Origin of the sequence: Leptospira sanjuanensis, assembly GCF_022267375.1 — a bacterium.
In the GTDB taxonomy this organism is placed as follows: Bacteria; Spirochaetota; Leptospiria; order Leptospirales; family Leptospiraceae; genus Leptospira; species Leptospira sanjuanensis.
In genome coordinates, this window is sequence record NZ_JAIZBH010000001.1 from 378,554 (window position 1) to 395,017 (window position 16,464).

Sequence of the window (16,464 nt, forward strand, 5' to 3'; positions counted from 1 at the left end):
GACATAAAGACATCGATTCAAGGAACGTAAATTCTGCGGATTGATAAAGAATCAGAAGAAAAACCGTTCAGTCCGTATTATCGGTCGTTCATTCCCTTTCCGAGAAACGCGTTCGAAGATTTGCAACTCGATCCGTTGTTGGATTGTTATGCTTGGTGCAACTCTTCACTTCTCATATAACGGGAAAAAAATAAAATTCCCGTTATTTCTTTTTCTGATTTTATTCATTCAAATTCTTTCGGTTTCCTGCACGATTTGGCCCGTTGTGACCGCTCTTGCTGCGCCCCAGTCGGGATCTTCCAATGATAACAGTTCTCTCGTTCTGCTTGCTCTTCTGCAAAACGGAAATACGACAGGAGCTTCGGAAACACCTGGAGGAAGCGTTAGTTCTGCAGGTTGTGCGCAGAGTAGCAGTTGCGCGGTTTTTTTATATATTCATCCGACTGCGATCGGAGGTAATTGGGGAGGCGTTTCCGGGGCCGATGCAAAATGTGCTTCGGGTGCACCGGGAGTTGGGGCGCCCGGGGATCCGAATAATTACAAGGCGCTCCTAATGGCCGAAGATGGAAGTCGAAATCTTACAACCGACTGGGTACTGTATCCCAATAAGGTTTATAGAAGTATAAGCAATAGCAATCTTACTGTCACGTCCACGGATGCCAACGGACAATTTATTTTTCCGGTTACGAATACGATCACCACGACTGCGAATGGGGTGTATACGGGAATCGACACAAGCGGGGCTACCTGGGTTCCTAAGACAGGACAAACTTGTGTGAGCGGAGGGGTATCTTGGACCTCAACCTCTACTTCCGTGAACGGCTCGTTTGGAATCAGCAACGGTAACGGTTCCTTAGGTAGCACGCTCGTGGAGGATGTGGGACCGGGATTTGCCTGTAACAATACCCTTGTGCTCTATTGCGTACAGAGGTAAAAGATGATACGAAGAATAATATATTACGGAATTATAATTCTTTTATCTTTGCAAACCTCTTTTTGTCAACATGCGCGGGTGGAAGTTGCGCCCATCGCGACCAAAAAAGCACAAACAAAGGAAATCAATCGTGAGACGATCCTGTTAAAACAGAATTATTATTTGATGGGACTTCTTCCCCGAAAATTGGAATATTCGGAAGCACAATATTGTCCCGAACGCGGAATCAAGGAAGTTCATCAATATTCCTCCTTTACGAATATATTGTTCGAGCAAATCACGATCGGAATTTATTCTCCCCGTTCCTTGGAAATCGTATGTCACTGATCGGAACTCTGTATTCATATTCAAAAACCGGAATACGTCTCCCGCGATTTACGGTTTCATTTCTGCTTTGTTGTTTCTTTTTGGCTTGTCATCAAACGAACATCATTCCTTCCAAATTTCCGAGAGCGGGCGAATCCTTCAAAGGAGCCAGCTTTACCTCCAGGAGTTACGTGCTCGGATATTTCGAGGGAGGACACGATCGTGCGGAATGTCCGGAAGGAATTGAAAGTTTTAAAATTTTCAGAAGTATATCCGATTTTTTTATCCACATCCTTTTCGGAGGCGTATACGATACGAGGAGCGTGGAAGTCGAATGCGTTCGTTCCAAACTCGATCTCGATTCCATTTTGAAATCGAACACGCTCGTGTTAAGAGGGGTTTATTTTAGATCCAACTCGGATCAGATCGACGAGGATTCTTTCGAAATTCTGGACGAGTTAGCCTCCATTCTGAAAGAGAATCAGAACTTGAAAATCGTGATTTCCGGCCACACCGATTTAAATGGAAATCGAAAACAAAATCAGGTTCTCTCGATAAAACGAGCCGCTTCCACGAAAGAGTATTTACTTTCGAAAGGAATCGATTCGAGCCGCGTGGAAACGCGGGGTTTCGGTTCGAATAAACCGATTGTCCGTCGTTTGGACGAGGTGGCTTCGTTTCAAAATAGAAGGATCGAAGTTCAAGCGATAAAACAGGACGAGATTCTTCCTTCCAAAAAAAGGATCGAACCGATTTCGGATGACACCGAACCGTACGCGTCCGTCATATTTCTCGGTAACGGTCGGAAGTTGAAGGGAAACATAACCGATCAAACGAGGGACGAAATCCATCTCGAATACAAAGGCGCTGTACAAATCATCTCGAAGAAAAAAATCCGCAGAATCAGATACAATCGTCGATAGAGTTCCTTTTTTTTCTTTTATCTTCCGAACTTTCGAAGTAGATTTTCGTTTTAAAGGAAAGGATAAAACGTATGAATTCGATTTCACGTTCCGTTTTTTTAAAACGAAGTGCCGCTTTCGCATTCGCGGCCGGCTTGATCGAAATTCCGTATCGGAATTTATTCGCAAACGAAGGAGCTAAGATCTTGGAAAGAACGATTCAGAAAAGCGGAGAAAAAATTCCTTCGATCGGCCTTGGAACTTGGCAAACGATGGATGTCTCGAGAGACTCCTCCGAACTCGATTCCTTAAAAGCAGTTTGGAAAGAATTTATTGCTGCCGGGGGACGAGTCGTCGATTCTTCTCCGATGTACGGAAGAGCGGAGGAAATCGTGGGCGTTCTTTCCTCCGAACTTTCCGAAGAATCGAGAAAGAAAGTTTTTTACGCCACCAAGGTTTGGATTCGAGGAGAATCCGCGGGTAAAGCGCAGATTCGATCCTCTTTCGAAAAATTCAAAACGGATAAAATCGATCTATTCCAAATTCATAATTTAGTGGATACACAGACGCATCTTAAAACTCTGCGAGCGCTACGGGAAGGCGAAAAGATCCGTTATATCGGGATCACTCATTACGTTTCTTCCGCGTTTACCGAAATGGAAAAGATCGCGAAGAACGAAAAAATCGATTTCATTCAGATTCCGTACTCGATCGCGACTCGAGCCGCGGAGGATCGTATTCTCCCGTTTGCGGAAGCGAACGGAATCGGCGTCCTTATCAATCGCCCCTTCGAGGAAGGAGAACTCTTTCGCAGAGTAAAAGGTAAAAACTTGCCTGCGTATTTTAAAGAATGGGATTGTGATTCTTTCGGTCAGGCGTTTTTGAAATTCATTCTTTCTCACACGGCGGTCACCTGCGTGATTCCAGCGACTTCGAAGGTTTCTCATCTTAAAGACAATCTAAAGGCCGGTTTCGGAAAATTCCCCTCGGGTACGGATCGGGAAGAATTCAAAAAGCGTCTCTTGCAAGAAATTTGATTTTTGAATTCGATTTGATTGCCTCGCCTCGCCTCGCTCTCAACGTCGCGATCGATTCTCACATCTTCGGTGCAGCTTAATCATATTCAAAATTTAGAATGTGATTTGTTAATCGAACTCGATTTAAATATTAGTTCTTTTTGATTATTTTTATCGGACATTTTAATTAGAATGGATTATTCTTTTCCCCTTGATTCTCTTGAAATTATAATTTAAGAGATGGAGAATTATCGTTCGGTCTTTTCAAAAATAGAATTCCGAAAACATTGGCTTTAGAACTAGCGGGGAGTCGTCCATGCATCGGAGCAGTCTCAAATTTATTCTATTGATTTCGGGAATTTCAATTTTATTCGCATTAACCTGTATCGTTTCCGGAACGGCTTATTTTTTCGGGAGAAAAAAGATCACCGAAAATTATATGAGTCAGATGCGAAGCGTAATCGGCGTTGTGGGCTTGGAATTCGACGCGTTTTTGACTTCTCATACCAATATCGCTTGGACCATCGCCAAAGATCCGCGAACCTTGGAATCGATCCGATCCGGAACGCCCGTTGCCGGAAGTTTCTATCAGGATCTAATGCAGCGGTACGGAGTATATGAGAATATCTTCATATGCCGTTTGGATGGAGATTCTAAGATCATTGCGGACGGCCGAGGCGGAGTCACGATCGGTTTTAAACTTTCGGAGGCGGGGATCGAAAAAAGTTTACAGGCCGCTAAGGAAGGAAAGGTTTATTTGGCAAAGGCGCGGAAATCTCCCGTTACCGGTTTAGCCGTTTCTTTGCTTTCCGTTCCGATCCTTGAAGGGAATCGTCCGATCGGACTTGTGGGCGTTGCCCTTTCTTTCGATTCCATTTCGGAAAAAATCATCAAAGAGATCAAAATCGGAGAACAGGGATATGTCTCCGCCGTCGATCACGACGGATTGATCATCGCACATCCTAAGAAGGAAATGATTTTAAATTTGGACGTTTCCAAAGAATCGTACGGTCAGACTATGCTCGCTCTCAAAACGGGAGAAGCAATGGAATTTACGTACAACGGAACGGACCGTTACGCTATGATCTACCGTTTGGATAACTGGGGAATCTCGATTGCGGCTATTCAACCGAAAACGGAAATCCGGGAATCTCTGATCGGACTTTTGGTCTTGATCGTCATGTCCGGTTTGGCGACCGCATCGATTTCCGCATATCTTCTCTATTTCCTTTTGAAAAAACGTCTTAGTCCTTTGGAAAACGCGAGTAAATTGTTTAAGACGATGGCGGAAGGGGATCTGACTTCGGATATCAAAGTGGTTTACGAAGACGAGATCGGTTCTATGAGCCGTGATATGAATTCGTTTATATTCAGTATTCGTAATTCGTTGAAAGACATTCAACGAGTTTCCACCGAACTCGCAACGGCTTCGGAGGAATTGACCGCTTCTTCCGATTCGTTCGCTTCCGGTGCGCAGGCCACCGCGGCTTCCACGGAAGAAATGTCGGCGACCGTAGAGGAGCTTTCTTCCGGTATGGACAGCATCGCATCGGGGACAGATCGTCAGTATAAAAATATAGTAGAATTTCATAATAATATAAAGAATCTTTCCTCCAGCGTAAGAGAGATCGGCCGGGAAATAAAACAAGCCTTGGAACTGACTCGGAATATTTCCTCGCAGGCGGCAAAAGGGGAAGAATCCCTCAGTCAAATGAAGACGATGGTTCAGAACATCATCAAATCCTCCGGCGAAATGTCGGCGATCATCGGAATCATCAACGACATCTCCGATCAGACGTCTCTTCTTTCTCTGAACGCGGCGATCGAGGCGGCGAGAGCGGGAGAAGCGGGGCGGGGGTTTGCGGTCGTCGCGGAAGAAATTTCCAAACTTTCGCAAAAGACCGCGTCTTCCATCAAATCGATCAGCGAAATGATTCTTCGAAACAATCGCGAATTGGATTCGGGAGCGAGCGGAATCGAGTCTTCTTCCGAAGTCATTCACGGTATTATCAAAAGTACGGATACGGTTTCCATAGCGATGGAAAAATTATTCGGAATCACGAGTTCGCAGGAAGGAATCAATAGACAAGTCGCCGAACACGCGGACGAAGTCGGAAAAGACGCCGAATTCGTAAAACAGGCGATGGACGAACAGAAACAGGCCTTTCATGAAATCACGCAGGTCATCGTTCAGATCAACGATCATACTTTGGGAACGGCTTCCGGGGCGGAGGAAATCTCGGCTTCGGCGAAAAGTCTCGAAATCTCCGCTGAAAATCTGCGGAGAATCGCGGATCGATTCATCTTATAAAGAATTTATTTCAAAAAGACGCATTCAATTCGTATAATAGTTGTTTTTTGCGATTTCTTCTGTAGGATCTAAATCCGCTTCCGATCGTTCCATTAGAACGTCGTGCGGAGGATGGGAATTGAAAATGAAATCGCTCACGACACTTTCCATTCCGTTTTTGTTCGTTATAATATTTCCGATCGTACTTTGTAAATATGATCCTCAATCTTCTTCGATCCCGGAATTGAGTTTCGGATTTACGCGGCTTAACGGGTCGTCCGGCTCCGGACCTTCCGGACCGATCGCTGCTTCCATCAATCAAACGAACTTTTCAGCTGGGGCGATATACGATTTTCAATCGGTGTTAAACGGATTCAAATCTCCTTCCGCTTCGATTACGATCACGAATTCTTCCGGCGGAGATATTCAAATTCCTGCATCTAATTTCCTAAGTCTAACCGGGGCGAACGCGAGCGATTTTGTCGTCGTTGGAGCGCCAACGGGGACGATCACGAGCGGTTCGAATGTAAACGCGTCCATTTATTATAACAGCGTTTCACCCGGAATAAAAACGGCGACTCTGACGATTCAACCGGGAGGAAATATTTCACCCGTCAGTGTTTCTCTGCAAGCAACGGGAGTTGCGAATTATTCCGGAAATTCTCTGACGATGCAGTTTGAAAGTATGTCATTTATCGATATATCCGGAAACGGTAACGGCGGAATTGTAACCGGTAATTTCGGGGGAACGATTGTTCCGGGAGTAGTAGGAAATGCGATCCGGCTCGGTTACGGACCGTTTCCTACATTCGATTATATTGATATTCCCGATTCCGCCGGAGGCAATTTTCACTTTGCCGGCAACCAATCGTTTAGCGTCACCGCTTGGATTTCCCCGGATACCGCATCGGTTGGAACCATTTTCGACAAGTCCGAAAACAACGGACCGTTTTCGAATTTGATTTTCGATTTTCACGCGAGTAACGGTAGTGTGGGCGTGATGTCCTGGAGAGAAGGGGATTTCAGCGAGGGGTTTAGTTGGGTCGGTCCGATTATCGGTTGGCATCACGTAGCCTGCGTTTACAATCCTAGTTTAGGGAATCCGAATACGACTTTATACCTTGACGGAGTTGTCGTTCAGAGCGGATACTTATTTTCGTCCACATTTGCGACCGCGAATTCCTATCCCGCCAATATCGGAAGATTTAGGAGGGACGCGAGTCAATTATATGTAGGCTTGATCGACGAGCTTAGAATTTATTATCCGGTCGCATTGACCGCCGCGCAAATTCAAACGATCTATAACAGCCGTTAAACGGAGAGTTTATGACTTTAGAAGAATGGAAACGTTCCGGTTCGACCGTCGCGTATCGAAATTGGAAAATCTTCTTTAAGGAAGAAGGCAAAGGGGAGAATCTTCTGTTGATTCACGGATTTCCTACCGCGTCCTACGATTGGGAAAAAATCTGGAAACCTCTTTCCAAAAAAAGAAGACTCATCGCTTCGGATCTGCTCGGATTCGGATTCTCATCCAAACCGGAAATCGATTATTCCATTTTTTTACAGGCGGACATCATCGAAAAATTGTTAAGCGACAAGAAGATTTCCGAGGTGAAGATTCTCGCGCACGATCTGGGAGACACAGTGGCTCAGGAACTTCTCGCGCGGTTTATCGAACGTAAAAAATCGAAAATAAAAGGTTTGAAGATCAAGGCCGTTACACTTTTGAACGGCGGAATTTTTCCGGAATCGCACCGGCCTAGATTTATCCAGAAATTATTGAATAGTCCGATCGGATGGATTCTTTCCAGACTGATGAATCGTAAATCCTTTCAGAAAAGTTTTGCGGCGGTTTTCGGACAAAACACGAAACCGAGTCGGGAAGAATTGGATCGCTTTTGGGAATTGGTCGCTTCCGACGGAGGAACCAAGATCGCACACAAACTGATACGATATATCGAGGAAAGAAAAACGAATCGAGAACGTTGGGTCGGTGCGATTTTGAATTCTCCCGTTCCCGTTCGAATGATCAACGGGGTCGACGATCCCGTCAGCGGCGCGCATCTCGTACAAAGATATAGGGAACTATCTCCTTCGGCGGATATAGTTGAACTGAAAGGCATCGGTCATTATCCGCAAGTGGAAGCCGCGGATCGAGTTTTGAAATCGATTCTTTGAATCGATTTTAATAAAGATCAAGAATCGCATCTTCGATTTAGAATCATTCTTTTTCGTTCGAGGGATTCTCCTTGAAAAAATGGAATGCTAAAAGATCGTGATTGAATCGGGGACAAAAGAAGATTTTCGATCGGAGAATCTTCGATTCTTTTCATGGCAAAATCGAGTTATAATAATCCTAGATTTTTCGACTTTGTTTACGATGAATTTTTAGCGGCGGCAGTCGATGATTCCGATTCTTCGTTTCAGGAAGGAATTCTGTTTCACTCTTTAACGAGCGAGAATATTCTGGAACTCCTCGAAATCACCGGAATTCTTCCCGAGATCAAAAAGAAAGGTTATCCGAAAGTTCAGCTCGAGATCACGGGTATGGGACAGGATTTTCAAAGACTTACCCTCGTTTCGGATAAAGAGATTCTTCTTCATCTTCGTCTTAGCATTCAAGAATATCGATTGGAAATCAACGACTACTTCTTTAAAGAAAAGTATCTGATCATCAACTGGCTACAGACACGTCATCCGAAATCACCTTCCATGGATAAGAGCCGATTGTATCCGGGACAGGACGTTCCGGGCCTGGGAATCTTTCATCAGATCTCCGACTTTATCGGATTTCTGATCTTGTCGCTTCGTTTGAACGGAGCGGTGATTCGTCCCGAATACTTTCATGATGCGGTTTTGTTTTCTAAGAAGTTTCATTTTCTAACTCCGGAAGCGCAGGCCTTGTTCATCGCTTTAAGAAGGGATTTTAAAAACGAATCGATTCGTGGAATTTCCACCTTGCTTCATTCCGGGAAAATCCGCGATCATAAGAACGTTCTCGAATGGAAAGCGGTGGAAATGATTTTGTTTTTGGAAAAAACACTGAACCCGTTCGTCTTTAATAAGAAGTTCGACAAGAAGGTATCGAAGATCTTGGACACGATTAAACTGAGCAGCGTTGAGTCCTAAGGGCGAATTTTAATCCGTTCGGTATAGCTTTTATTTTCGAACGCTTGATTACTTATTTTGATTTATAAAAAGCTATAAAAAGAACTTGTCTTTCCAAACTGTTGATTTCAAAATCTGACTTCGTCGAATTCTACATGAGCACGAGAGTCACCATGGATCAGAGAAAATTTGCCCGAGTATTTCCGGCGGCGAACGAAGTCATCGAGGTTCAATTGATGGGCCTGAATTTTTTGGATATTCTCAATGCGAAGGATATCAGCATCGGCGGACTCGCGATCGAAGTTCCCCATTTGTTCGAAGGTTGTGATTTGAATTCTCCGATTCAAATGATTCTGACTCTTCCCGGAAGAAATCCTCTGAAACTTTCCGGTAAGGTAAAACGCAAGGTTGCAGCTCCGGAAGCTTCTTTGTTTGGGGTTGAGTTTTCAGCTTTGGATGCGAAAGCGAAGTATCTGATTGAAACTTACATTCAATCGAGAATGCAGATGGCTTCCTGATCTTTTGAATTTCGTTTTATTCGTAACGTTTCTTCTTGAATTCGCTATTAGTTTTGGCATAAGAATTCACCGTTTTTTCTGCCGCTGTTTGATAACGTATGGAAACGATCGCTTTTCGAAGATTTTCAAAAAATTCGAATCGTTTTCATAAGAACCTGTCCCAAAACCGGGACAGAACCTTGCAGCTGATCTTTCTGGTAAAGTAAAATTAGGTTTTGGGACACGCTGTAAAATTCCAATTCCACTTTTTTTCCCTTTCGAGTCACCGGAATTTATTTCCCGTGTAATCTGAACGTAACGAGAACGAATATGATGGGGAACAATTTAAAACCGAAGGATAACCGCTATGGGCACAGGTTTAGACAACAAGGTTAAAACAGAAAGAAAACTGGAAGTTCGTATCGCACAGAACCAGTTGGAAATAGAGCGAACTCTCGCACTTCGTTATGAAGTATTCAATCTTGAACTGGGGGAAGGTCTTCCCCAATCCGCCGCAACGCGCAAAGACAGAGACGAATACGATCTTTTCTGCGATCATCTCATCGTAATCGATAAAAACCGCGACGATAAAATCGTGGGGACGTATAGAATTCTCCGCAGATCGATCGCAAAAAAGAACTTAGGTTTTTATTCGGATAACGAATTCAACATCACTAAGATCTACGAACTGGACGCGGAAACCGCCGAGATCGGAAGAAGCTGCGTTCATCCCGAATACAGAGACGGTTCCGTGATCTCGATGCTTTGGGCCGGCCTCGGATCGTATATGCGCAAGCACAACGTTAGATACCTTTTCGGCTGCGGTTCGATTCATCACACGGACGCACAATCCGCAAACGAAGTTTACGCTTATTTAAAAGAGAAGAACGTTCTCGCAGGAAAAGAATTCGACGTTACCCCTCTTGCAGGATTCGAAGTTCCGGGTTTCGATCCGAACTACCTAATCGACGATATGAAAGTGGTTCAAAAAAGAATTCCCGCTCTCATCAAAGGTTATATCCGCGCCGGATCTCAGATCTGCGGAATTCCCGCTTGGGATCAGGTCTTCAAAACCATCGATTTTTTTATCCTCTTCGACCTCCGTGACATAGAATCCAAATACGAAAAACGTTTTCTGGATTAAAACCGCCTCTACATCGCACCGGAACCCCCTTGACGGGAGTTCCGGCGTTTTATTAGTATCTTTTTAAGCGCAAGTTTAAAGATATCCTTTCCGATGAAACAAAACGAAATTGATTTCCAGCATCCTAGTAAAAAGGATCAGATCCGATTTTATTCCCTAGTCGCGATCGCCGGAATTTTGATGGTTGTCGCTTATCAACTGGGATCCCCTTCTTACTATTTGGGTTGGTTCGCGTTTTTTATCAGCGCGTTTTCCGTGGCCGGAAACGACGCGGTTCAAACGGTGGGAACGTTTATCGAAAGTAAAAGAACGGTTCACTGGATTCCGAAGCTCGTCGTTTTAGGCGGAACCGTCGTGATTATCTTTTTGGGTGCTTGGGTCTTTAACGATTCACAGGTTCACTTCGGACGTTTGGAAAGTTTTCCCGAAGTTAGACAATTCAATCTTATCCAACTGTTAGCGCCGCTCATTCTCGTCATCATCACAAGATTGAAATCTCCGATCTCAACGACCTTTTTGATTCTCGGTTTGTTCGGTGGAAGCAATATCGAGAAAATGCTCACGAAGTCCTTTTTCGGATACGGAATCGCTTTCGGCGTTGCGATTGTTGTCTGGGGAATTCTCGTGAAATTCGATCCGAAAGAATATACGGAAGACCACGTTCCCGATCCCAGAAGCGAAAAACGATGGGCCTTGTTTCAATGGTTGTCCACCGTTTATCTTTGGATCGCTTGGCTTCGACAAGACGCGGCAAACATCGTAATCTATCTTCCGAGACACCTTTCTCTTTTAGAATTCTCTCTCGCGATCGCGATGCTCGTGGTGGCGCTCGGAATCATTCTTTATACGAACGGGGGAACGATTCAGGAAATCGTCACCGAAAAATCGGACATTCAATGGTCCAAGGCGGCTACGATCGTCGACTTGGTGTACGGAACGATTCTGATCGTTTTTCACGAATGGAGTAAAATGCCCATGTCCACGACTTGGGTCTTTTTAGGGATGCTCGCAGGCCGGGAAATCATCTTGAACTTTATGACCTTTCGGGATCTGCCGTATCTCGAAACGTTTCGTAAAGTGGGGAAGGACGTTCTACTTGCGTCGATGGGAATCGCCGTCAGCGTTTTTATCTTTATTCTCGCTTCCCAGATCTATCCGGAAACATCCGCGGGTTTTTTAAAATAGGATAGAATGAAAAAAGTCCGCGGGTGTCTCCGCGGGCTTTGGGAATAGGAAACTGGATTAGACTGTAACGCGCGAAAAACGGAATATTCCGTTTTACTGAAACAGATTGTATCTCACGATACAATAGATCGCGCGAAACCCGTCCTTCCAGCCGATCTTTTTACCTTCCGCATAGGTTCTTCCGTAATAGGAAATTCCCACTTCAAAGATACGAACATCCGGAATTTTGGCCACCTTTGCGGTGATTTCGGGTTCGAAACCGAAACGATTTTCCTTGATCTCGATGGATTGGATAATTTCTCTTCGGAACGCTTTGTAACAAGTTTCCATATCCGTTAAGTTGATGTTGGTAAACATGTTGGAAAGAGTGGTGAGAACCATGTTTCCGATACGATGCCAATAATACACGACTCGATGCGGACCGCCCCCCAAAAATCTGCTGCCGAAAACGACGTCCGCTTTTCCCTTATAGATCGGATCGATAACGCTCGGAATTTCAAAAGGATCGTATTCCAAATCAGCGTCTTGAACGATAACGATGTCGCCCGTTGCGGCTTTAAAACCGGTTCTCAGAGCGGCGCCTTTGCCTTGATTGACTTCGTGAAAGATCATCTGATCGACGAGTTTTTTAAAAACGGGAGTTTTCAGAAGATCTCTGGTTCCGTCCTTGGAACAATCGTCGACGAGAATGATTTCCTTGTTTTTGATCGGAACTTTTTGAACCGTTTCCAGAATATTGCGGATCGTATTTTTTTCGTTATAACAAGGAATGACGATGGAAACTTTCATATTTACCCCAGACCGGTGATCTCAGCCATTCGAAAATCGCGGATGATCGTTTCGGCTCTTACGATTATTTTTTCAAGAGCGATCCCGAAAACCAAATTCTGATACGACTCGACCGCCTTGGGAAATTCTTTCTCGTCTATCTTGACCGAAAGAGTTTCGGAAACACGGTTCTTATTCACGCATTCCTGAATCGAAGTGATGATTCCTTTGAGAGCGAGGCAGACTTCTTTCAAAATATTCTGACCGTCCTTTTCCATCGCGCTCTGATTTCCGTTCGCGTCTAACAAGGCTTTGACGTGTTCGTTGATTCGAATCGAAGGCAAGCCCCTTCTGCTGATTCCCATTCTTTCGATGATCGTGATGGTATCTTTAAAAGCGGAAAATTCCGGAGTTCCTTTGAAGATATAAATCAAGGCGGGAAGTTCCGTTTCCGCAAAGGAAAGAATCGCTCCGTAAAAGTAGCGGATCTCGGGTTTAGCGAGAGGATGAAAATCGATTCTCTGGTATTTTTTGAGTCTGGCTTCCTGTTCCTCGAGGATCTTGTTAATTGTATCGCCTTTGGCGGCTTGTTTTTTATCTTCGAGTTCCTTGTGTTTGGCTTTCAGAGTTTCGATGAATTGAATCTCGTCTTTGAGAAACTGGGCGAGACTTCCCTTCTGTTGAAGGATCATCGTCAGTCTGGATTCGAACGCTCTGAGGTCGAAAACCTTGGGATTCTTTTTTGAATGTTCGGTGTATTCCGCTCTGAGTTTTTCGAGAACGGCTTTAATTTCGGCGCTTTGTAAGGGTTCCATAGGAGATTTCTCCTATTCAGTATCGACCCATCTTTCCAAGGAGATAAGCAAAGAAGATATATCTTCGGAACAATAGAGAAGAGCGGTTCTCGAATCCCGGAACATCTGTTGTTGGTTGTAAGGAAGTTGTTTGATGTGATTGTCGTTTTTCGTGTTAAGAACGTTCAAAGTGTTCAAGACCATCTTCTTCAGTTTTTGAACCAAACCGAGCATCATTTCCTGCATTTCCCAAAGGGTAACGAGTTTGAGTTTTTCGCTGTCCAAACTTTTGGACTGGAGAATCTGCTTTCTGGAAGATTCGTATTTTGCGGTGTAATAATTGACCGATCGGGGGTAGGTGGTCAGTTCCTTGTGATAGTTCACGATCTTATCGAGCTTTTGAAAAAACTCGATGTCGAATTCCCGGTTGAGGTTTCCGATGATGTTCTTGTTTTCAGAAGGATCTCCGGTGATTTCGAAAATCTTGGAGTTCTGGAGATTGTTGAGAACGGAATGAATTCGATCCTTGATCTTGGTAAGTTCGGAGATTCTTTTCTCGATCCCGCTCGAATCTCCGATCGAGGAGTTGGAACCGTATTCCATTCTAAGGGAAGAATCCCCCGAATCGCGGTATGAGGAAGAAGGAACCGAGTGTTCCAGGATGTTCAGATCCATTCTTCCCAAATCCAGATTGGAAGTATCCTTTGCCTTGTGCGGGTCCCAAGCGGGTTCTTGAAAGATACTTTTCTGAACCGCGGCTTCGTTGATCGCCGCACCCGATTCGTTCGGTTTCGGAAGTTTCACCGAAGTCTGTTGCTGGGTCTTTGCCATGATTTCCTGAAGAGAAAGTTTTTTCACTTCGGGCGGATGAATCGGTTTTATTCCCGATTGACGTTGCGGATGATGTGCGGCCGCAGTCGGATGCGAAACGTGTTTGTGCTTTTGCGCTTCATTCGGAGATTCTAATGTGATTCGTACGAACTCGGCTCTTCTTGTGTTGCGGTTGAATCGAAGAGCGAAACGATTCCCTTGTTTATCGATGAATTTTTGATTCATCTTATCCAAGGAAAGCGCGTTGGGGTCTACGGAAGAAATGGAATCGACTACGATGTATTCGGATTTTTTCAACATGAGAATTCTTCTCCGAAAGAGGAGAGTTGTCTAGGATTGGTCGAAAAAAAAAGGCGATCCATATCGAGAGACCGGAAATTCTTTTCGTCCATTCGGGCAAAATAAAAATCCAAATAAGCGTTCTGAAGAATTTCTTCCATCATCGAATAGAGCGAACGGGAGCAATGGAAACAGTAAGCGAAGATTTGTAAATAAGAAGTTTCCTGAATTATAAACGAGGCGGAAACTTTTTCACGTTCCATCGACAAAAAACACCTCCCGGTTTCCTCGAAGTCCCGCAAAGAGGAAATTCCCAGTTCCGCGAGTTCCGAAAGATCGACTTCCTCTTCTTGAAGACGGGAAAAAAAGTCCCGATCCAATGAAACGGTCAAAAAAATATTTCCAAAACGATTTCGATTCATTCTAGTTTCTCCGCTGGAAGCGGTTCCGGAGGGAGATAAGGCAGGTTCCGGTTCAAAACGGAATCGTACCGAAACCTAAGGTCGGATTTCGGGCAATTTTCCGAGAATTACGACGTACGGAACGGAATTTTCCTAGAATTCATTTGACAGGGGGTAGGGTACAGAAAACCTGGAAACACTTATTCGATAGGAAGTGTAAGCCTTGGCTAATATCAAGTCTTCAGAAAAGGACATTCGGAGAACAAAACGCAGAAATGCGGCAAATTCCCAGAATCGTTCCAGGCTCAGAACTCAGGCTAAAAAAGTTCTGAAAGCCATCAAAGAAAAAGACCAAAAAGCGGCGACAGCTCTCTTTGTAGAGTACACCTCTCTTTTGGACAAAGCTGCTAAAACAAACCTGATCCATTCTAAAAACGCAGATAGAAAAAAAAGTAGAATGGCAAAACGCCTCAACGCGGTATCTGCAGCTTAAAAAAACGGAATTATAGAGGGCGATTAGCTCAGCTGGTAGAGCGCCTGCCTTACAAGCAGGATGTCGGCAGTTCGATCCTGTCATCGCCCACACCCTTTCTTCCGCAAACTCCTCCTAAATCCAAACAACCCCTATGAATACAAAAAGCCCCGTATTCAATCATCCTGATCTGATGGTTTCTGTTTCCGGGATTCGAGGAATTATTCCAACCGGTCTTTCACCCGAAGTTATTTTTGACGCCTTGCGTGCGTTCGGAACTTGGATCGAAGGTTCCAAAATCGTAATCGGACGAGATTCCCGTCCATCCGGTCCTTATATTGAAAATATTGCACTCGGTTTGATGCAAGCCATGGGCAAAGACGTTTTACAACTTGGAATCGTTCCGACCCCGACCGTAAAGGCCGTGGTCAATCTTTCCAAAGCGGGGGGTGGAATTATGATCAGCGCCTCTCACAACCCGATCATCTGGAACGCGTTTAAGTTCGTAGGACCGGGCGGATTCTTTACCGGGGCCGCAGATCTGGAAAAGATTCTGGATACGGTACGCAATCAATCCTACAGACAAATTCAATACAAACCCGCTTCTAAGATCGTTTCCGGAAAAGAATGGTGTGAAAAGCACATCGAATCCGTGCTCAAACGGGTAAATGTAAACGCGATTCGTAAAAAGAAATACAAGGTCCTCGTGGACGCGGTCAACGGTGCAGGCAGTTCCCTGGTTCCCGAACTTCTTGAAAGACTTGGATGTAAGCCGATTCTACTTCATTGTAGTCCGGACGGAACGTTCCCAAGACCGCCCGAACCGACCCCCGAGGCGCTCAAGCAAACTTCCCGCAAAATGAAATCTTCCGGTGCGGACATCGGTTTTGCGCTCGATCCCGACGCGGATCGACTCGTGGTTCTTACGCCGAAAAAGGGCGCGATCTCCGAAGAATTCACACTTCCTTTGAGCTTTCTTTCCTTAACTCTGAAAAAGGCTCCGAAAAAAGCCAATATGGTCGTGAATCTTTCCACTAGCTTTATTAACGAATTTGTCGCCGGTCAATACGGAGTTTCCGTTACCCGCTCTAAAGTCGGAGAAGCCAATGTGGTTGCGGATATGCGCGCCCACAAATCCATTTTCGGCGGAGAAGGAAACGGCGGAGTGATTGATCCGGCTGTCGCTTCTTTCGGAAGGGATTCTTTGTCCGGAATCGCTCATATTTTAAATGTGATGGCTGCGACCGGGAAGAAGATCGATTCGATTGTGGATGAACTTCCCGCGATTCATATGCAGAAAACCAGCTTTCAAGTGGCCGGTAAAAATCTGCAGGATATTTATTCCAAATTCAGGGGAGAATTCTCCGCCTTTGCCGAAGAAACCTTAGACGGCCTTCGTTTGGCCTCCGAAGATTCCTGGATTCACATACGTCCTTCTAACACGGAACCCATCATTCGAGTCATCGGGGAAGCGAGGACCAAAAAAGACCTCAATTCTCTGCTGGACCGCGCGGGAAGGCTTATGGAGAATGCCTGA

The 16,464-nt window shown here is 44.9% G+C and carries 17 protein-coding genes and 1 tRNA gene; 14 read left to right on the forward strand and 4 right to left on the reverse strand.

Features of this window, described 5'->3' with window-relative positions; all coding sequences use genetic code 11:
* The first annotated feature begins 148 nt into the window (after positions 1-148).
* The 11 genes from LFX17_RS01820 to LFX17_RS01870 all read left to right on the forward strand — a co-directional run bounded on the left by LFX17_RS01820 (position 149) and on the right by LFX17_RS01870 (position 11,382).
* Entirely contained in the window at positions 149-934 is a 786-nt protein-coding gene (locus tag LFX17_RS01820; RefSeq protein WP_238728610.1) for a DUF1554 domain-containing protein, read from the forward strand.
* Positions 935-937: 3 nt separating this feature from the next.
* Positions 938-1,261: a Bor family protein gene (locus LFX17_RS01825; protein ID WP_238728611.1), complete on the forward strand. Its 324-nt coding sequence runs from the start codon at positions 938-940 to the stop codon at positions 1,259-1,261.
* Positions 1,252-2,163: an OmpA family protein gene (locus LFX17_RS01830; protein ID WP_238728612.1), complete on the forward strand. Its 912-nt coding sequence runs from the start codon at positions 1,252-1,254 to the stop codon at positions 2,161-2,163. Before LFX17_RS01825 ends, LFX17_RS01830 begins: the two co-directional genes overlap by 10 nt.
* A gap of 71 nt (positions 2,164-2,234) precedes the next feature.
* Positions 2,235-3,179, forward strand: coding sequence for an aldo/keto reductase (locus tag LFX17_RS01835; protein WP_238744722.1), 945 nt, complete (start codon positions 2,235-2,237; stop codon positions 3,177-3,179).
* Positions 3,180-3,474: 295 nt separating this feature from the next.
* Positions 3,475-5,469, forward strand: a complete 1,995-nt coding sequence (locus tag LFX17_RS01840; RefSeq protein ID WP_238728614.1) for a methyl-accepting chemotaxis protein — start codon at positions 3,475-3,477, stop codon at positions 5,467-5,469.
* A 124-nt stretch (positions 5,470-5,593) separates the two neighbouring features.
* The gene (locus LFX17_RS01845) at positions 5,594-6,763 is read left to right on the forward strand and encodes a LamG-like jellyroll fold domain-containing protein (RefSeq protein WP_238744723.1); all 1,170 of its coding nucleotides are present in this window, start codon (positions 5,594-5,596) and stop codon (positions 6,761-6,763) included.
* Positions 6,764-6,774: 11 nt separating this feature from the next.
* Complete coding sequence (locus LFX17_RS01850) at positions 6,775-7,626, forward strand: alpha/beta fold hydrolase (protein ID WP_238744724.1); 852 nt, start codon at positions 6,775-6,777, stop codon at positions 7,624-7,626.
* Between the two features lie 153 nt (positions 7,627-7,779).
* Positions 7,780-8,577, forward strand: coding sequence for a histone deacetylase (locus LFX17_RS01855; RefSeq protein ID WP_238728617.1), 798 nt, complete (start codon positions 7,780-7,782; stop codon positions 8,575-8,577).
* 152 nt (positions 8,578-8,729) lie between these two features.
* Positions 8,730-9,074, forward strand: a complete 345-nt coding sequence (locus LFX17_RS01860) for a PilZ domain-containing protein (RefSeq protein WP_238728618.1) — start codon at positions 8,730-8,732, stop codon at positions 9,072-9,074.
* Between the two features lie 346 nt (positions 9,075-9,420).
* On the forward strand, positions 9,421-10,197 hold the full coding sequence (locus LFX17_RS01865) for a GNAT family N-acetyltransferase (protein ID WP_238728619.1): 777 nt from the start codon (positions 9,421-9,423) through the stop codon (positions 10,195-10,197).
* A gap of 93 nt (positions 10,198-10,290) precedes the next feature.
* On the forward strand, positions 10,291-11,382 hold the full coding sequence (locus tag LFX17_RS01870) for a hypothetical protein (RefSeq protein WP_238744725.1): 1,092 nt from the start codon (positions 10,291-10,293) through the stop codon (positions 11,380-11,382).
* Positions 11,383-11,475: 93 nt separating this feature from the next.
* Here the strand turns inward: LFX17_RS01870 and LFX17_RS01875 are convergent, their stop codons facing one another.
* Genes LFX17_RS01875 through LFX17_RS01890 form a run of 4 tightly spaced genes read right to left on the reverse strand, consistent with a single transcriptional unit; the run spans position 11,476 to position 14,476 of the window.
* On the reverse strand, positions 11,476-12,171 hold the full coding sequence (locus LFX17_RS01875) for a glycosyltransferase family 2 protein (RefSeq protein ID WP_238728621.1): 696 nt from the start codon (positions 12,169-12,171) through the stop codon (positions 11,476-11,478).
* A 2-nt stretch (positions 12,172-12,173) separates the two neighbouring features.
* Positions 12,174-12,965 carry a hypothetical protein gene (locus LFX17_RS01880; protein WP_238728622.1) on the reverse strand — a complete coding sequence of 264 codons (792 nt, stop codon included), beginning with the start codon at positions 12,963-12,965 and terminating at the stop codon, positions 12,174-12,176.
* Between the two features lie 12 nt (positions 12,966-12,977).
* The gene (locus tag LFX17_RS01885; protein WP_238728623.1) at positions 12,978-14,075 is read right to left on the reverse strand and encodes an LIC_10450 family protein; all 1,098 of its coding nucleotides are present in this window, start codon (positions 14,073-14,075) and stop codon (positions 12,978-12,980) included.
* Positions 14,069-14,476, reverse strand: coding sequence for a hypothetical protein (locus LFX17_RS01890; protein ID WP_238744726.1), 408 nt, complete (start codon positions 14,474-14,476; stop codon positions 14,069-14,071). The genes LFX17_RS01885 and LFX17_RS01890 overlap by 7 nt, the downstream gene beginning before the upstream one ends.
* A gap of 202 nt (positions 14,477-14,678) precedes the next feature.
* On the opposite strand from LFX17_RS01890, the gene rpsT reads away from it, so the two are divergent.
* The 3 genes from rpsT (at position 14,679) to glmM (ending at position 16,464) form a co-directional block, all read left to right on the forward strand.
* Positions 14,679-14,948, forward strand: coding sequence for a 30S ribosomal protein S20 (rpsT, locus tag LFX17_RS01895; RefSeq protein ID WP_118954156.1), 270 nt, complete (start codon positions 14,679-14,681; stop codon positions 14,946-14,948).
* A gap of 17 nt (positions 14,949-14,965) precedes the next feature.
* A tRNA-Val gene (locus tag LFX17_RS01900) sits at positions 14,966-15,038 on the forward strand.
* A 43-nt stretch (positions 15,039-15,081) separates the two neighbouring features.
* Entirely contained in the window at positions 15,082-16,464 is a 1,383-nt protein-coding gene (glmM, locus tag LFX17_RS01905) for a phosphoglucosamine mutase (protein WP_238744727.1), read from the forward strand.

Bases quoted from the DNA above. Each gene is read 5' to 3' on its own strand.
- LFX17_RS01840 (WP_238728614.1), top strand. From the start codon at position 3,475: ATGCATCGGAGCAGTCTCAAATTTATTCTATTGATTTCGGGAATTTCA.
- LFX17_RS01875 (WP_238728621.1), bottom strand. From the start codon at position 12,171: ATGAAAGTTTCCATCGTCATTCCTTGTTATAACGAAAAAAATACGATC.
- LFX17_RS01845 (WP_238744723.1), top strand. From the start codon at position 5,594: ATGAAATCGCTCACGACACTTTCCATTCCGTTTTTGTTCGTTATAATA.
- glmM (WP_238744727.1), top strand. From the start codon at position 15,082: ATGAATACAAAAAGCCCCGTATTCAATCATCCTGATCTGATGGTTTCT.
- LFX17_RS01820 (WP_238728610.1), top strand. From the start codon at position 149: ATGCTTGGTGCAACTCTTCACTTCTCATATAACGGGAAAAAAATAAAA.
- LFX17_RS01825 (WP_238728611.1), top strand. From the start codon at position 938: ATGATACGAAGAATAATATATTACGGAATTATAATTCTTTTATCTTTG.
- LFX17_RS01880 (WP_238728622.1), bottom strand. From the start codon at position 12,965: ATGGAACCCTTACAAAGCGCCGAAATTAAAGCCGTTCTCGAAAAACTC.
- LFX17_RS01865 (WP_238728619.1), top strand. From the start codon at position 9,421: ATGGGCACAGGTTTAGACAACAAGGTTAAAACAGAAAGAAAACTGGAA.
- LFX17_RS01835 (WP_238744722.1), top strand. From the start codon at position 2,235: ATGAATTCGATTTCACGTTCCGTTTTTTTAAAACGAAGTGCCGCTTTC.
- LFX17_RS01830 (WP_238728612.1), top strand. From the start codon at position 1,252: ATGTCACTGATCGGAACTCTGTATTCATATTCAAAAACCGGAATACGT.
- LFX17_RS01890 (WP_238744726.1), bottom strand. From the start codon at position 14,476: ATGAATCGAAATCGTTTTGGAAATATTTTTTTGACCGTTTCATTGGAT.
- LFX17_RS01860 (WP_238728618.1), top strand. From the start codon at position 8,730: ATGGATCAGAGAAAATTTGCCCGAGTATTTCCGGCGGCGAACGAAGTC.
- LFX17_RS01855 (WP_238728617.1), top strand. From the start codon at position 7,780: ATGGCAAAATCGAGTTATAATAATCCTAGATTTTTCGACTTTGTTTAC.
- LFX17_RS01870 (WP_238744725.1), top strand. From the start codon at position 10,291: ATGAAACAAAACGAAATTGATTTCCAGCATCCTAGTAAAAAGGATCAG.
- LFX17_RS01885 (WP_238728623.1), bottom strand. From the start codon at position 14,075: ATGTTGAAAAAATCCGAATACATCGTAGTCGATTCCATTTCTTCCGTA.
- LFX17_RS01850 (WP_238744724.1), top strand. From the start codon at position 6,775: ATGACTTTAGAAGAATGGAAACGTTCCGGTTCGACCGTCGCGTATCGA.